Consider the following 15,369-nt stretch of genomic DNA (forward strand, 5'->3'; position numbering starts at 1 on the left):
AGCACCCGCCCCGGGCGAGACGGCGCCGGAAGATTTCAATTCGGCAATTTCGTGTTTCAAAAATGAAATCGCGCGCGCATAATCGGCGGTCATGGACCTCTCTTCGACCAAGCCCGTCGGCCCGGCCGACCGCACGGTGCGTCCGCGCATCTGGGCAATGGGCATCAGCCGCCTGCGCGACCTGTTTCGCGAGATCGCCGGCGAGTTCGACGAACGCGCCGACGTGCGCATCGTGACGCGCGCCTATGAAGATGCGCTCGGCGCGATCGCCGAGGCGGGCACCGCGCGGCCCGACGTGATCGTCGCGGCCGGCTCGAACGGCGGCTTCCTGAAAACGCGTGCGCAGGTGCCGGTGGTGGTCGTGTCGCCGACCGGCTTCGACGTGATGCAGGCGCTCGCGCGCGCGCGACGCGACGCGACGCGGATCGCGCTCGTCAGCGCCGGCGAAACGCCGCCCGAAGTGCGTCGCTTCGTCGCCGCGTACGGCCTCGACGTGCAGTTTGCGTCATATCAGTCCGCGCAGGAAGCGGAAGCCTGCGTGCACGACCTGCGCGATCGCGGCATCGAGACGATCGTCGGCCCCGGCCTCGTCACCGATCTCGCGGCCAGCGCCGGCATGGGCGCGGTGTTCCTGTATTCGCACGCGTCGGTGCGCAAGGCCGTCGAGACGGCGCTCGAAGTCGCGTATGCGACGCACGCCGAGGCATTCCGCCGCCAGCGGCTCGACACGCTGCTGCAGCATCTGCGTGACGGTGTGGTCGCGCTGGACGCGCACGGCCGCGTCGAGGCGATCAACGAACGGCTCGCGTCGGCGCTCGGGGTCGAACCCGCGGCGGCCGTCGGCCGCGCGCTCGTCGACCTGCGGCCCGAACTGCGCACGCTGCGCGGCGAGGACGGCGACGCGCTCGCGACCGTGCGCGGCGTGCGCTACGTCGTGCATCGCGGGCCGCTCGTCGATCGCGGCGTCACGTCGGGCAGCGTGCTGACGTTCCAGGAATCGCGCGCGGTCGAACGGCTCGATCGCGCGCTGCGTTCGCAACCGACCACGCAGCAGTTCGCGGCCCGCTATGCGCTCGACGACGTGGTCGGCGCCTCGGCGCCGATGACGCGCGTGCGCGAGCTCGTGCGCCGCTATGCGAAATCCGACGCGACCGTGCTCGTGCTCGGCGAAAGCGGCACCGGCAAGGAAATGATCGCGCAGAGCCTGCATGCGCTGTCCGCGCGGCGCAGCTATCCGTTCGTCGCGGTCAACTGCGGCGCGTTTCCGGAAGCGCTGCTCGAGAGCGAACTGTTCGGCTATGAGGAAGGCGCATTCACCGGCGCGCGACGCGGCGGCAAGACCGGCCTGTTCGAGGCCGCGCATCGCGGCACGCTGTTTCTCGACGAAATCGGCGAGATGCCGCCGTCGCTGCAGAGCCGGCTGCTGCGCGTGCTGCAGGAACGCGAAGTGATCCGCCTCGGCTCGACCGAGCCGATCCGCATCGACGTGCGCGTGATCGCCGCGACGCACCGGCCGCTGCTCGCGGCCGTCGAGGCCGGCACGTTCCGCGCGGATCTCTATTACCGGCTCAACATCCTGAACGTCGGCCTGCCGCCGCTGCGCGAACGCGCGGCCGACATTCCCGCGCTCGCGGCGACGCTGCTCGTGCAGGCCGCGCGGCGCGAGCCGCGTCTCGCCGAACGCGTGCGCGACACCGACGACGCGCTGCGCGTGCTCGGCGCGACGCAAGCGACGCTCGCGCGCTACCGCTGGCCGGGCAACGTGCGCGAGTTGCAGAACGTGGTCGAGCGGATCGCGGTGGAGCTGGCCGAGGACGTCGACGAGAGCGATCCGGACGCCGCGTGTGCGGCGCTCGCCGCCGGCGCGCTGCAGGTGATCGCGCCCGAGCTGTTCGCCGCGCCGCCCGACGCCGGTGGGGGCGCCGACGACGATGGACAAACGCTCCACGCACGCCGCCGTCGCGCGGAAGCCGACGAGATCCGCGCGGTACTCGACGCGTGCGGCGGCGACCGCGATCGCGCCTGCGCGATGCTCGGCATCAGCAAGACGACGCTGTGGCGCAAGCTGTCGGCGAAATAGGTTCGGGCCGCCCCGTCATTCGGCCTTGTGATAGTGGCGATACGCCTTCGCGCGATTGCCGCACGACGACATCGAGCACCAGCGTCGGCTGCCGTTCTTGCTGTCGTCGATGAACAGCCACTGGCATGCATCGTTCGCGCAGCGCTTGACCTTCGCGAGCCGCGCGCCGCCGAGCAGGTCGATCGCCGACCACAGCACCGGACTCAGCAGCCCCGCGAGCGTCGCACCTGACGCATCGATCCGCCACGCGTAGCGGCCGTCGACGCGCGCCAGCGCAACGCGCGGCGACGCTTCCGCCAGAAAGCCGCCGAGCAGCGCGAGATCGTCGGGCTGTGGCTCGCGCTGCTCCGCTTGCGCGTGAAAGAGCCGGTAGAGCGCCTCGCGCAATGCGAGCGCCTGCGCGAGCATCGGAGGCTCGTCATTCTTCTTCGGGTTCGGATATTGCTCACGACACGCGTCGACCAGCCCGGCCGGTACGCCGGCCTGCTCGCGGCACCACGCGAGCAGGTCGTCCAGCGCGCCGAAGGTTTCCGTCGGCGGGTCGCTGCCGCGCCAGTACAGCGTGTTCGCGAAATCGAGGCTCAACGTCTCGGGCGGCGCCGGGATCAGGCAGTCGATCGCGACGGAAGGTTGCGTTTTTCTCATGACGCGATCGTATCTAACCACCATGCCGGTTGACAAGCGCCGGAGCGATTTCTAACATAACCGGCATGGTGGTTAAAAAAGGTGCTGCACCGACGCTCCCTTCAATCCAAGGAGACACAGATGATCGATCGCTTTTCGTTCAGCGTTATCCACACCGTCGCCGGCCGCACGTACGAGGCGAGTACGCTCGGCGCGCTTCGCTGCAAGCGGCTGGCATGGTGCCTCCAGGCAGGTTTGCCGTTCTGACGTCCCCCTCAGTTCAAGGAGAACCACAGATGATCGATCACCTTTCATTCGGCGTTGCACACGTTGGCCGCAGCCGCACCTTCTACGACAGCACGCTTGGCGCACTCGGCTACAAGCGTCTGTATAGCGACGACAACGCGATCGGGTACGGCACGACCGAGCCCGAGCTGTGGTTGCAGCACGCGGCTCGCCCGGTCGTCGCCGATCCCGATTCGGGGTTGCACCTGTCGTTCAAGGCCGCGTCGCCGGTCGAGGTCGATGCGTTCTACCGCGCCGCGCTCGAGCACGGCGGCAAGGACAACGGCGGCCCCGGCAAGCGCGAGCACTACGGCCCGGGCTACTACGCGGCGTTCGTCGTCGACCCCGACGGATATCGGCTCGAAGCGCATTGCGAACTGGACAACGTGGTCTGATCCGCTTCGCACCGCCGCGGACAAGCGACAAGGGCCCGATTCCGCATCGCGCGGAATCGGGCCCCTGGTTTGAGCTGCCTCGTCGTTCGGGGCGCGCCGCTCGCCGCTGGCATTCATGCCGACGTGGCGGGCAGCATGGCCAGCACGGGGGGCTGCGTCCTCCAGCCGGCCCTCGTCGCTCACGCGCTCATTGCGCGTGGCGCGTGCTCTGCAACTGCTCGCCGAGCCCGTCGATCCCGAGGCGCACCATCTGGCCGGCCTTCAGGAATACCGGCGACGGCTTGATCCCCATGCCGACGCCCGGTGGCGTACCGGTCGTGATTACGTCGCCCGGCTGCAGCGTCATGCAGGTCGACAGATACGCGATCAGCTGCGCGACGGTGAACACCATCGTGCGCGTGTTACCGTTCTGATAACGGTGGCCGTCGATTTCGAGCCACAGGTCGAGACGCTGCGGATCGGGTACCTCGTCGCGCGTGACGAGCCACGGGCCGATCGGGCCGAACGTGTCGAAACCCTTGCCCTTGTCCCATTGGCCGCCGCGCTCGATCTGCCATTCGCGCTCGGACACGTCGTTGACGACGCAGTAGCCCGCGACGTAATCGAGCGCGCGCGCTTCGTCGACGTCCTTGCACTTCGCGCCGATCACGACGCCCAGTTCGACTTCCCAGTCGGTCTTGACCGAACCCTTCGGGATGTCGATGCCGTCGTTCGGGCCGCAGATCGAGCTCGTCCACTTGCCGAATACGACGGGCTCCTTCGGCACCGGCATGCCGGCTTCGGCTGCATGGTCGGCATAGTTCAGGCCGATGCCGATGAACTTGCCGACGTGACCGACGCACGCGCCGATGCGCGGCTCGCCCGACACGAGCGGCAGCGTGGCCGGATCGATCGCGCGCAGCCGCGCGAGACCCGCGTCGGACAGCACCTCGCCGGCAAGATCCGGCACATGCGCGGACAGGTCGCGAATCCGGCCGGCCGCGTCGAGGATGCCGGGCTTTTCCTGGCCGGACGGGCCATAGCGAAGCAGTTTCATCGTGCTTAACCTCTGTTGTCGAATGGGACAGGATACCGGCCGACGCGGCCTTTCGCAGCCGCGCGCCGGACTGATTGTCGATCGTCGATTGCACGCGTCGGCGCCGCATGCGGGATGCCGTCGACGCGCGAGGGTCGCGCGGGCGCAGCGATCGCGGCGCCGTACGGAAGTACGGCGCGCATCGAACGGGCGGCCGCCGGTCTGCGCATCGGCGACGACGGCCCGGCATCCGCGACGCGTGCCGGTCCATGCCGGCCGGCTGCACGCGCGGCCGCGCCGTCGCTGGCCCGCAAGCCTTTGTACCATCGGCCGCGCGCCGTGAAATGACGCGCGACGGATACCGACTATTGGTGCGCCTGCCGACGCTGCGGCGCAGCACGCGCCGCACCGGCGTCGGTGGAACGACCATCGTTCGTAGTGGCGCCTGCCATCGGTGCATGAATACTGGCTATTCGGGGTGCCCCTGTCATCGGAAACGTTTGCCCATCCGTTCTTGTCCGGTAATGATCGGTAAAAAGACGCTGCATTGCACACTGTATGTTTATTGCTAAGCTCATACGGATGGCTTTCATTGCCATCCGCGGGCCCGCCCTATACGCGTGCAGAACCGGCCAGCGTGCGTCGCCAACCGATCGACGGTAATCCCCCAACCTCACACCGACAATGCAGACAACCAACGACCCGCTTCCCGGCAGCGACGCACGGGAATCGATGGCCGCTATCGACCGCTATCGCGCACCCGCGCTCGACAAGGGCCTCGATATTCTCGAACTCCTGTCCGAGCAGAAGGAAGGACTCACCCGCACCGAAATCACGAAGGAACTCGGCCGTAACGCGAGCGAGATCTACCGGATGCTCGAACGCCTCGTCGCACGCCGCTACGTGATGCGTTCGACCGGCGGCGACCGCTATACGCTCAGCCTCAAGTTGTTCGCGCTTGCGCACCGGCATCCACCGATGAACCGGCTGATCGCCGAAGCGCTGCCGCCGATGCAGCGCTTCGCCGATGCCGCCGAGCAATCGTGCCACCTGTCCGTCTACGATCGCGGCAACCTGCTCGTGATCGCGCAAGTGGACGGGCCTGGCCCGTGGGGCGTGTCGGTCCGGCTCGGCTCGCGCGTCGGGCTCGCCGATACCGCGTCGGGACGCACGCTGCTGGCGTTCCAGGGCCCCGAGCAACGCGCGCACATGCTGGCCGAACACCGCAAGGTCAAGGGCGAAACGCCGCTGAACGAGCAGGAGCTCGCGAATGCATGCCAGTCGATCCGGCAGTCCGGCTACCTGCGCCAGGACAGCCGCCAGGCCTACGGCGTGACCGACCTGACCGTGCCGATCCTCGGGCCGGCCGGCCATGCGATGGCCGTGCTGACGTGTCCGTACATGCGACGGATCGATGCGCACATGGCGCCGACCGTCGACGTGGTCGTCGACGCACTGCGCGACACGGCCGCCCATCTGTCGATGTGCCGCACCGAGACCTGCTGACGCGCGGGTTCGCCGCCAACGCGCACCGGGCATCGCGCAGCGGCGCCGGGTGCGATTGCGCACGACGCCCGCGCGGTGCCCGATGCGCGATGTCGCATCGGGCAGCCGCGGCGCTACGCTAGAATAGCGGCCCTCTCAAAAACTACGGCGGCCGGTTGTCGCGGCCGTCGTGTCCGATGGATGTCATGGCCAAACTTCTGAACGATCAAGAATTCCAGCGTTTCTCCGAACTTCAGCAGAAGCAGGCAAGCTTCACGATCACGCCCGAGGAAGCGGACGAACTGCGCGATATCGTCGCGCGCGCGCAGAAGAAGCGCGACGATCGTGCCGCCGCAATGCAGGCGATCGAGAACTACATCGAGCAGTTCGACATCACGCCTGACGAACTCTTCTCGCCCGAGCAGATCGGCGACGCGGCGCGCACCTACGGGCTCATCACGGCGACCAAGAAGGAACGCACGCTGCCGCCGTCGATCACGTTCAACGGCAAGCCGTACCAGTGGACCAAGACGCTTCCGGACGACGTGCGCGGCGCACTGTTCGACGCGTTCACGTCCGGCGAGTCGGTCAAGCGCTTCATCGCGATGCCGAAAGACGCCGCGCGCTGTGCGCTGACGATCGCCCGCCTCGAGCGCGAAACCGGTGCCGTCTATGCCGATCCACACCTCGAGGAACTCGCGATTTCGCGTGATCAGGTGAACGACGCGGCGTCGAAACTCGCTGCGTGAATGTGATCGTGGGCACGCTTCCTGCGTGCCCACACCCGCGCGTCACGCCGGCATTGGCCGGCGCGGCGCCCGCGGCAGGCGTGCGTTCGCATGCTCCCGAAAAAGCTCACCTCGGCATCCCGCAAGCGCTCACCGCAGCCTCCCGTAAAGTCTCACCGAAGGCTCCTGGAGACGCTTACTGACGCCTCCCGAACATCCTCACCGATCGCTCCCGCAAGTGCTCACCGAGGTGTCCCGGAAAGGCTCACCGGCCTTTCCCGCAGGCGCTCATCGGCCGTTCCCGGGAAAGCTCACCGAACGCTCCCGTATCGGCTCACCGCGCTGTCCCGGAAAAGCTCACTCGCCGCTCCCGAAAAGTCTCACCTTCGTGATGGCTTTGCATGTGCGAAGCCGGAATAGGGCCACGAATGCGTGCAAGCACATCGCTTGAAACGGTTGCGCAGGGCGAATATCGCAGCACGCTGGCGCGCCTCTGCCGACATGATGCGGGCTTCACGATATCGCCTCGACCGGCAGGTTCGCCACGTCGGCGAGCGCTTCATGCCGGATACTGGTTTCAACTCCTTTGCATTCCTGAGTGACCGTGCGGCATGGCGAGACATTGCAGCATCGACGCCATGCGTTACCTTCGCAACGTGGGACCACAGACTGACGCCTACGGTTGCAACTTCATCCTGAACCCGACGACGCCCGGCTCCTCCGTCGTCGATACCGCAAACCCGCACGATTTCGCGAGCGAAATCATCGCCGTATTCTCGCGCAACGCCTCGCCGACCATCCACGCGGTGCCGCGCGAGCGTGCGTAGTCGATGATGCGCATCATCATCAGCCGGCCGAGCCCCTTGCCCTTTTGGTCGGGCCGTACCGCGATCGCGAACTCCGCCGTCTCGTTGTCGGGATCGGCGACCGCGCGCGCCACCGCGAGCGTGTGGTCGCGCCCCGACACATCGGTGAACGACACGATGAACGCCATCTCGCGGTCGTAGTCGATCTGCGTCATGCGCGCCACCTGCGAATGATCGAAGCTGCGCACCGCGCCGAAGAAACGCATCCGCAGATCTTCCGGCGTCATCGCACCGAGCAGCTCGTTGTGTGCGGCCTCGTCCTCCGGACGGATCGGACGGATCGTCACCGTCTCGCCATGCCACTCGAGCGTCTGCTCGAGGTGCCGCGGATACGGCATGATCGCGAGCCGGCTGCGCCCTGCAGCCAACGTGATGCGCGGCGCGACGACCCATGCGCGGTCGGACAGCACGCGCAGCGTGACCGACATCGCAACGACTTCGCGCACGTCGCAAACGACCTGCGACAGCGCCGTCAGCGCGTCGAGCGTCGGCTCGACGGGCGTGCTGCGCGCATACGGCGAGCGCTCCATCACCGCGCGGGCGAGCACGGTGTTCAGCGGCGGCAGACCGTAGACGACGAACGGCGCCGATACGCCATCCGCCGGCGGCACGGCGTAGCGAAACACCGGACCGAAGTTCGAATCGTCATACATGTCGACCGTGATATCGACGACCTTCTTGCCGGCCGGCTCGCTGGATTGCTCGCCCTGCAGACCGAAATGGGACAGCCAGCGCAGCGCGGCTTCGCCGGCCAGTTCATGCTGCCCGGCTTCGACCATGCGGCGCGCGTCGGCCTGGGCGGACGCCACGCATTCGGCCGGCTGCGGCGGCGTGCCCTCCGGCGTCTGCATCAGCAGCTGGCGCCCGAGGTTGTAGTCGACGAGACGCGCATACGCACGTGCGAGCCGCTGCGGCGTCGTGTGCACCGGAATACCGTTCGCGTGCAGCGCATCGCGTGTCGCCGCATCGACCGCGCCGAAGAAACACGCGAGGATGCCGCGATGCGCGTACTGCCGCGAATCGATCAGCGTGCGCGCGACCAGGTCGGCCGGCGCACTGTGTGAAGTGGAATGAACGACGAACAGCGTGCCCGTCTGCGGAAACGGGGCGAGCGCCTTGATCGCCGCGGCAAAGTGTTCGGGGCGTGCATCGTCGCCCAGCGTGAGCGGATTGCCCGGCGCCGCGAGATGCGGCAGCGCGGCCGCGACGGCCGACGTGGCCGCGGGCGACCAGCCGGTCAGCACGTCGCGCACCTCGGCCACCGCATCGACCGCGAGTTTCGCCACGCCCGCATCGCTGGTCACGAGCGTCGCCGCCCCCCGTGCGGTGACGCGGCCCACGCCGAGCGTCTCGATTTCGTCGAGCAGGTCGTCGAGCGCATCGACGCGCACCATACCCGCGCGCTGGAACGCCGCCGTGTAGAGCGCATCGCCGGGATCGGCACGGCCGGTACGTAACGCGAGCACCGGCTTGTTGCGTGCGGCCGCGCGCGCCGCCGACATGAACTTGCGCGCCGCGCGCACGGTATCGAGCTCGAGCAGGATCGCGCGCGTGCCGGGATCGCTCGCCAGATAGTCGAGAACGTCACCCGCATCGACGTCCGATTCGCCGCCGAGCGCGACGACATGCGAAAAGCCGAGGCCCCGCGCATGGGCCCAGCCGAGCACCGCGTTCGTCAACGCATTCGATTGCGATACCCATGCAACGCCGCCCGACCGCGCCGTATACGCAGGCGCGCCGAAATGCGCATGCCGCGCCGGCGACAACACGCCGAGGCTGCCGGGCCCGACGATACGGAGCACGAACGGCTTCGCCGCCTTCAGCGTGCGATCGACCGCGGCGCGATCGGCATCGGTGCGCGCCTCGCCGACGATCACCGCGACCCGCGTGCCCAGCTCACCGAGCTTGCGCACGATGCCGGCCCAGGTCGCGGGCGGCGTGCAGATCACGGCAACCGACGGCGGCGCGGGCAATCGGTCCACATCCGAGACGACCGGATGCCCGTCCAGCTCGCGATATTTCGGATTGACCGGCCAGACAGGCCCCTGGAACGCGCCGTCGAGCACACGCGACCACACCATCGCGCCGATACTGCCCGCGCGCGACGACGCGCCGACGACCGCAACGGACTTGGGCTGGAACAACGCATCGAGATGGCGAACGGTCACATCGGCTCCCTGCGGTGGCGAAAGACGACACGATCGGCATGCGGCCACGCGGGCCGTGCGCCGATCGACGCGAACCCCAAGCATAGGCGAAGCGCCTGCGACTGCCTATATGCCGAACGGCCGACTATTCGACGGACGTCAACGCTCGCATCATGGGTCTGCAACACACGCGGCCCGGCATCGCAGTGCCGCTCGCACGATGCAGGCAACGCGGCACGATGCTGCAGTCGCGCGCTCAGAGGTGAGGTTTTACAGGAGCCATGGTGAGTATCTTCGGGAATCGCACGACATACCGCGCCAACACGCGAAAGGTGATGAAAGTCCGCGTCGCGCATGCACCGCGAAAATGGCGAATGCCAATGCGCGTGCATTGCGCCATTACGCGCCTGTTTACGGAAATTCCCCGCAATATGCAGTCGGATCGCGGCGAATTCGCAAAACGGGATCCGTTCATTGCGCGGCATTGCACTTCAATTCGCGACGGAAAATCGCATGGCGACCGCCCAAAAACAAAACGGTGCGAAGGCCGCATGGCCGTTCGCACCGTCAGTCGATACGCGAAAGGTGAGGATTTTCGGGAGTCAGTCCTTGATCAGGAAACGTCCGCGATTCTTGCCGAGCCATGCCGGCGCCCGCCCGCGACCACTCCAGGTCTCGCCCGTCTTCGGGTTCAGGTACTTCGGCGGCAAGGTCCGCTTGGGCTTCGCGGCGGCAGCGGCTGCGCCCGATCCTGCCGGGCGAAAACCGAGTTCTTCCGGCGTAATGTCGTATTCGTCGATTTTCGCGCGGATTTCGGCAATCGCGTCGGCAATCGCCTTTTCACGTTCCTTGTCGATCTTTTGCTGAAGCCGTTCGAGCTGTGCGGACAGTTGCCTGTAGGTCGCCATATGGATGGGACTCCGTGAGTGTTATTCGTGAAAAATAGGTAACACCAAGCAAACAGAAAAGCGCTTCGCCCGATCGTGGTCTCCTCAGCCGGTCATTTCGGGATCAATAACCGCTCTTCTTCTTGCACGCGAAGAGAAGATTTCGCACGGCGTCATCCGTCGATTGCTGGATCACGTCGAAATCTCCGTTGCACATGGCCCGGGCATTGTCCGTGCAATTGCTCCAGTCGCTGCCGGTGCATTGCACCTGAGTGGTCGGGCGCCCGTCCGAAGTGAACAGCGGAGCACCGCCACCGCACCCGCCGAGCCCTGCAACCAGAGCCAACATCACGGCCGCCCGAGGCCACCGACAGACCGACGCAAGCATGTGTTTCATTATGGTTCCCGTCAACCTTTTTTTGAATGTCGCGAGTATGCCATGGGCGGCCCGTCGAGCGTCAGTCCGGCGCGCGGTCGGGTTGTCCGCGCGCCTTGTACGGCAAGCGCTTGCGCGGATCGTCGGTGATGCGAATGAACACCTGCTCGACGTCCGGAAGCGCCTCGAATTCGCGTTGCAACGCCTGGCGATCGACGCTCGTATCCGCACATCCTTCGACGTAGATGAAACGTCGCTGCACGGTGATCCACAGGCTCGTGCCGCGCAGACGATCGGAGCCGGCGAAGTGCGCCTTCGCCGCATCGGCGATCGACGCGTCGTACATATACGAGTTCGGCTTCGTGCAGCGATGGGCGAGCCAGCAGGTCGTGCCGCGTTCGGCGCGATAGTGCGCATCGTCCGTCATCTCCGCGCGCGTCATCCACGGGCCGAGCGGCAACGGGCATTCGGCGACGTCTTGCGACAGCGCGACGAACGGGTCGTTGTACCAGTTGCGCCGCGCGTCGGCCGTGTCGGCGTCGCCGGCCTGCGCGAATGCGAAGCTCGCCAGCAACATGGTCAGCGCCCCTGCGATGCCGATCCGTTTCATCGTGATCTCCTGTTCGATGCATTACATCGGGCCGCATCGGCATCGCCGATCGGCCTATCGGTCGATGCCGAGCGCCGCCAGTTTCTTGTACAGCGTCGCGCGACCGATGCCGATGCGCGCGGCCGCTTCGACGACCTTCCCGTCACAGGCCGCGAGTGCGTCGGTCAGGAACTGACGCTCCCACGCCGCCAGCGCATCGGCATACGAGGCGGCCGGCGCACCGGATGCCGTCGACGCATCGTCCGCGCGCTGTTCGGCCGGCACCGCGCCACCCTGCTGCGCCGGCGCCGCGCCGTCCGGCGAGATCCGCACCGGCCCGAGAAACGGCGCGAGCGCGCGCGCATCGATCACCGAACGGTCCGACAGCATCAGCGCGCGTTCGAGCGTATTGCGCAACTCGCGCACGTTGCCGGGCCACGGATACGCGCACAGCATCCGCAGCGCATCGTCGGTCAGCTCGCAGTGCGCGGCGCGTCCGTGCTGGGCCGCCAGCTCCTCGAGCGTCGCATAAACCAGCGCCGCGATGTCGGATGCGCGTTCGCGCAGCGGCGGTGCATGGATCGTCAGCACGTTCAGCCGGTAATAGAGATCCGCGCGAAAACGCCCGGCCGTCACCAGCGCCGGCAGGTCGGCCGACGTGGCGGCGATGATGCGCACGTCCGCGCGCACGATCCGGTTCGAGCCGACCGGCTCGAACTCCTTGTCCTGCAGCACGCGCAGCAGCTTGCCCTGCAACGGCAGCGGCATGTCGCCGATCTCGTCGAGAAACAGCGTGCCGCGATCGGCCAGCTCGAACTTGCCGACGCGTCCCTTCCGATCGGCACCGGTGTACGCGCCCGGCGCCGCGCCGAAGAATTCGGTTTCGAGCAGCGTGTCGGGAATCGCGGCGACGTTGACGGTCACGAGCGGCTGGAGCGCACGCGCCGACGCCGCGTGAATCGCATGGGCGAGCAACTCCTTGCCGGTGCCCGTCTCGCCGAGCAGCAGCACCGGTGAATCGACCTGCGCGGCGCGGCGCGCCTGGCGCTTGGTCTCGAGGCTCGCGGCACTCGTGCCGACGAAGCTCGCGAACGTGTATTTCGCGCGGCGCGCCTGGGCGAGCGAGCGCTGCGTCGCGATCAGTTGCTGCTGAAGCTGCGCGTAGCGGGAAAAAATCGGCGTGAGCGTCTTCAACTGGTCGAACAGTGCGAAGCCGATCGCGCCGACCGTCTCGCCGGCCTCGTTCTTCAACGGCAGGCGCGTGACGACGAGCGGCTCGCGGCCCGTCTCCATGATGTCGAGCAGGATCGGCTGTCCGGTCGACACCACCTCCCGCATCAGGCTGTTCGGGATCACGGCCTCGCAGTCGAGGCCGACGGCCTGCTGCGGATCGGCGAAACCGAAGCGCGCCGCGTAACGTTCGTTCATCCACACGACGCGCGCGTCGCGATCGACGACCACCGTACCCGCACTCGAATCCTCGAAGGTCCGGAACAGCGACTCGGCGGCGCGCCGCAGCACGTCGCCGTAGTTGACGGGCAGGCGCGCCCAGTCGTTCATCATCGTGTCTTCGTCTCCGTGTATCGTCGACCGGATGTCTCCGGAACGAGACGGATTATCTCACTATGGAGACACGTCGCAATGCGTTGTCCGGGAATGCCCTGCACGATTTCGAGGGGTGACCGGATGGCCGAAACGTCTCCGGATGGAGACGTTTTATGTAGAATCGTCAGACTTGCGCCGGCGCGGGCCCGCCGGCCGCCGGCGGGCCCATGTCCGGCGGCGCAATCCGGCCGATGGCACGAAACCTGCACGAACCTGAGCCGGTCCGCGGCGCGTCGCGCGATCGAACAACAACCAAAGCCATTAGGAGACTCCCTTGTCTTTCGTGATCGTCCTCGCCGCGCTGGCGTTCCTGATGTTCGCCGCGTATCGCGGCTACAGCGTGATCCTGTTCGCGCCGATCGCCGCGCTCGGCGCGGTGCTCCTGACCGAACCCGCCGCCGTCGCACCGGTCTTCTCCGGCATCTTCATGGAGAAGATGGTCGGCTTCGTCAAACTGTACTTCCCGGTCTTCATGCTCGGCGCCGTGTTCGGCAAGGTGATCGAACTGTCCGGGTTCTCCGAATCGATCGTCCATGCGGCGATCCGCTACATCGGCCGCTCGCGCGCGAATGCGGTGATCGTCGCGGTGTGCGCGCTGCTCACCTATGGCGGTGTCTCGCTGTTCGTCGTGGTGTTCGCGGTCTATCCGTTCGCGGCCGAACTCTATCGCCAGAGCAACATCCCGAAACGACTGATGCCCGGCGCGATCGCCCTCGGCGCGTTCTCGTTCACGATGGATTCGCTGCCCGGCACGCCGCAGATCCAGAACATCATCCCGACCACGTTCTTCAAGACGACCGCCTGGGCCGCGCCCGCGCTCGGTACGATCGGCTCGCTGTTCATCATCGTCGTCGGCCTCACGTATCTCGAATGGCGCCGCCGTTCGGCGATGGCGAAGGGCGAAGGCTACGGCACGTCGCTCGTCAACGAGCCGGAACGCGTCGAGGCGAAGGCGCTGCCCCATCCCGCGCTGGCGATCCTGCCGCTGATCCTCGTCGGCGTGTCGAACTTCGCATTCACGAAGCTGATCCCGCAGTGGTACGGCGCCGCGTCGTACACGGTCGCGCCGGACGTGCTGCCCGGCGTGCACGCGCCGGTCACGACGTCGATCAAGACCGTCGTCGCGATCTGGTCGGTCGAGGCTGCGCTGCTGCTCGGTATCGTGCTGGTCGTGCTGACGGCATTCAAGCGTGTCAGCGACCGCTTCGCGGCCGGCTCCAAGGCCGCCGTCGCCGGCGCGCTGCTCGCCGCGATGAACACCGCGTCGGAATACGGCTTCGGCGGCGTGATCGCCGCGCTGCCGGGCTTCCTCGTCGTCAGCGATGCGTTGAAGAGCATCCCGAACCCGCTCGTCAACGCTGCCGTGTCGGTCAGTTCGCTCGCCGGCATCACGGGCTCGGCGTCGGGCGGCATGAGCATCGCGCTCGCCGCGATGTCGGACCTGTTCATCAAGGGCGCACAGGCGGCTAACATCCCGATGGACGTACTGCACCGGGTCGTCGCGATGGCGAGCGGCGGCATGGACACGCTGCCGCACAACGGCGCGGTCATCACGCTGCTCGCGGTCACGGGCCTCACGCACCGCGAGTCGTATCGCGACATCTTCGCGGTCACCGTCATCAAGACGCTCGCGGTGTTCTTCGTGATCGCCGTCTACTACGCCACGGGGCTCGTGTAAGCCCTGGCATCGAGGCGGCGTTCGTACGTCGCCGTCCGCATCGCGCTTCAGGATCGGACCGCATGCGCACCGGAACGGATTCCGGAATGCGCATCCGGTCCGATTTCATTTCCCTGCCCGGCCAATCAGGTCCAATCCACGCCACCGTGCCCGCGCGCGCGTGGGGCCGCCCGGCCGCATTGCGCGGCCCCGCCGCCATCCGCCGATTGTTGCCGGGAGCAAAACACTGCGTTGGGCGCGATCGCATTTTTCACACCTCCGCCCGGGCCTACACTGGTTTCAATGTCGCCTGGCGCTTCGACGAACGAAGCGCTGCGATTCACCGGAATCGTGGAGGTCCCGATCATGAAGCGCCTGATCCCTGCCGTCGCCATCGCCCTGGCCGTCTCGGCCCCGTTTGCCGCGCAAGCCCAGTCGAACCAGCCGCTCGCGCGCGCGCAGGTCCACGCCGAAGTCAAGGCGCTCAAGCAGGCCGGCTTCCAGTCGAGCGACTGGTTCTATCCGGCCAGCATCATGTCCGCCGAAGCGAAGATCGCCCGCCAGCACGACGCCGGATACGGCAGCGACCGCGGCGCGTCGTCGCAGTCGGGCCGGTAACGGAACGTCCGG

At 67.2% G+C, this 15,369-nt stretch carries 14 protein-coding genes; 7 read left to right on the forward strand and 7 right to left on the reverse strand.

The window, feature by feature from the left end; genetic code table 11:
* Positions 1-91 precede the first annotated feature (91 nt).
* Positions 92-2,080, forward strand: a complete 1,989-nt coding sequence (gene prpR, locus H0X95_RS20580; protein ID WP_059722160.1) for a propionate catabolism operon regulatory protein PrpR — start codon at positions 92-94, stop codon at positions 2,078-2,080.
* A 15-nt stretch (positions 2,081-2,095) separates the two neighbouring features.
* On the opposite strand, the gene H0X95_RS20585 is transcribed toward prpR, so the two are convergent.
* A complete protein-coding gene (locus H0X95_RS20585; protein ID WP_006494358.1) occupies positions 2,096-2,725 on the reverse strand; it encodes a CGNR zinc finger domain-containing protein in 630 nt (209 codons plus the stop codon).
* 120 nt (positions 2,726-2,845) lie between these two features.
* On the opposite strand from H0X95_RS20585, the gene H0X95_RS36200 reads away from it, so the two are divergent.
* Entirely contained in the window at positions 2,846-2,971 is a 126-nt protein-coding gene (locus tag H0X95_RS36200; protein ID WP_006494357.1) for a hypothetical protein, read from the forward strand.
* 29 nt (positions 2,972-3,000) lie between these two features.
* Complete coding sequence (locus H0X95_RS20590; RefSeq protein WP_006481651.1) at positions 3,001-3,384, forward strand: VOC family protein; 384 nt, start codon at positions 3,001-3,003, stop codon at positions 3,382-3,384.
* 187 nt (positions 3,385-3,571) lie between these two features.
* Here H0X95_RS20590 and H0X95_RS20595 read toward each other — a convergent pair whose 3' ends face one another.
* Positions 3,572-4,420: an ureidoglycolate lyase gene (locus H0X95_RS20595; protein ID WP_034203167.1), complete on the reverse strand. Its 849-nt coding sequence runs from the start codon at positions 4,418-4,420 to the stop codon at positions 3,572-3,574.
* Between the two features lie 663 nt (positions 4,421-5,083).
* On the opposite strand from H0X95_RS20595, the gene H0X95_RS20600 reads away from it, so the two are divergent.
* Positions 5,084-5,905: an IclR family transcriptional regulator gene (locus tag H0X95_RS20600; protein ID WP_006490143.1), complete on the forward strand. Its 822-nt coding sequence runs from the start codon at positions 5,084-5,086 to the stop codon at positions 5,903-5,905.
* Positions 5,906-6,081: 176 nt separating this feature from the next.
* Entirely contained in the window at positions 6,082-6,633 is a 552-nt protein-coding gene (locus H0X95_RS20605; protein WP_034178622.1) for a hypothetical protein, read from the forward strand.
* A gap of 655 nt (positions 6,634-7,288) precedes the next feature.
* Here the strand turns inward: H0X95_RS20605 and H0X95_RS20610 are convergent.
* The 5 genes from H0X95_RS20610 to H0X95_RS20630 all read right to left on the reverse strand — a co-directional run bounded on the left by H0X95_RS20610 (position 7,289) and on the right by H0X95_RS20630 (position 13,040).
* On the reverse strand, positions 7,289-9,646 hold the full coding sequence (locus tag H0X95_RS20610) for a GNAT family N-acetyltransferase (RefSeq protein WP_059722161.1): 2,358 nt from the start codon (positions 9,644-9,646) through the stop codon (positions 7,289-7,291).
* 581 nt (positions 9,647-10,227) lie between these two features.
* Positions 10,228-10,533 carry an H-NS histone family protein gene (locus H0X95_RS20615; RefSeq protein ID WP_006494353.1) on the reverse strand — a complete coding sequence of 102 codons (306 nt, stop codon included), beginning with the start codon at positions 10,531-10,533 and terminating at the stop codon, positions 10,228-10,230.
* A 103-nt stretch (positions 10,534-10,636) separates the two neighbouring features.
* Positions 10,637-10,909, reverse strand: a complete 273-nt coding sequence (locus H0X95_RS20620; protein WP_012493616.1) for a hypothetical protein — start codon at positions 10,907-10,909, stop codon at positions 10,637-10,639.
* A gap of 61 nt (positions 10,910-10,970) precedes the next feature.
* The gene (locus tag H0X95_RS20625; RefSeq protein ID WP_048987765.1) at positions 10,971-11,498 is read right to left on the reverse strand and encodes a BON domain-containing protein; all 528 of its coding nucleotides are present in this window, start codon (positions 11,496-11,498) and stop codon (positions 10,971-10,973) included.
* A 54-nt stretch (positions 11,499-11,552) separates the two neighbouring features.
* Positions 11,553-13,040, reverse strand: coding sequence for a sigma-54 interaction domain-containing protein (locus H0X95_RS20630; RefSeq protein WP_006494351.1), 1,488 nt, complete (start codon positions 13,038-13,040; stop codon positions 11,553-11,555).
* Positions 13,041-13,356: 316 nt separating this feature from the next.
* Here H0X95_RS20630 and H0X95_RS20635 point away from each other — a divergent pair, with 316 nt between their 5' ends.
* Both H0X95_RS20635 and H0X95_RS20640 read left to right on the forward strand, forming a co-directional pair.
* Positions 13,357-14,760, forward strand: a complete 1,404-nt coding sequence (locus H0X95_RS20635; protein WP_006490148.1) for a GntP family permease — start codon at positions 13,357-13,359, stop codon at positions 14,758-14,760.
* 345 nt (positions 14,761-15,105) lie between these two features.
* A complete protein-coding gene (locus H0X95_RS20640; protein WP_059722249.1) occupies positions 15,106-15,357 on the forward strand; it encodes a DUF4148 domain-containing protein in 252 nt (83 codons plus the stop codon).
* Positions 15,358-15,369 lie beyond the last annotated feature (12 nt).

This window comes from Burkholderia sp. 9779_493 (assembly GCF_015712215.1).
In the GTDB taxonomy this organism is placed as follows: Bacteria; Pseudomonadota; Gammaproteobacteria; order Burkholderiales; family Burkholderiaceae; genus Burkholderia; species Burkholderia cenocepacia.

Excerpts from the sequence above, each read along its gene's own strand:
- prpR (WP_059722160.1), top strand. The coding sequence starts at position 92 with ATGGACCTCTCTTCGACCAAGCCCGTCGGCCCGGCCGACCGCACGGTG.
- H0X95_RS20585 (WP_006494358.1), bottom strand. The coding sequence starts at position 2,725 with ATGAGAAAAACGCAACCTTCCGTCGCGATCGACTGCCTGATCCCGGCG.
- H0X95_RS36200 (WP_006494357.1), top strand. The coding sequence starts at position 2,846 with ATGATCGATCGCTTTTCGTTCAGCGTTATCCACACCGTCGCCGGCCGC.
- H0X95_RS20590 (WP_006481651.1), top strand. The coding sequence starts at position 3,001 with ATGATCGATCACCTTTCATTCGGCGTTGCACACGTTGGCCGCAGCCGC.
- H0X95_RS20595 (WP_034203167.1), bottom strand. The coding sequence starts at position 4,420 with ATGAAACTGCTTCGCTATGGCCCGTCCGGCCAGGAAAAGCCCGGCATC.
- H0X95_RS20600 (WP_006490143.1), top strand. The coding sequence starts at position 5,084 with ATGCAGACAACCAACGACCCGCTTCCCGGCAGCGACGCACGGGAATCG.
- H0X95_RS20605 (WP_034178622.1), top strand. The coding sequence starts at position 6,082 with ATGGATGTCATGGCCAAACTTCTGAACGATCAAGAATTCCAGCGTTTC.
- H0X95_RS20615 (WP_006494353.1), bottom strand. The coding sequence starts at position 10,533 with ATGGCGACCTACAGGCAACTGTCCGCACAGCTCGAACGGCTTCAGCAA.
- H0X95_RS20620 (WP_012493616.1), bottom strand. The coding sequence starts at position 10,909 with ATGAAACACATGCTTGCGTCGGTCTGTCGGTGGCCTCGGGCGGCCGTG.
- H0X95_RS20625 (WP_048987765.1), bottom strand. The coding sequence starts at position 11,498 with ATGAAACGGATCGGCATCGCAGGGGCGCTGACCATGTTGCTGGCGAGC.
- H0X95_RS20630 (WP_006494351.1), bottom strand. The coding sequence starts at position 13,040 with ATGATGAACGACTGGGCGCGCCTGCCCGTCAACTACGGCGACGTGCTG.
- H0X95_RS20640 (WP_059722249.1), top strand. The coding sequence starts at position 15,106 with ATGAAGCGCCTGATCCCTGCCGTCGCCATCGCCCTGGCCGTCTCGGCC.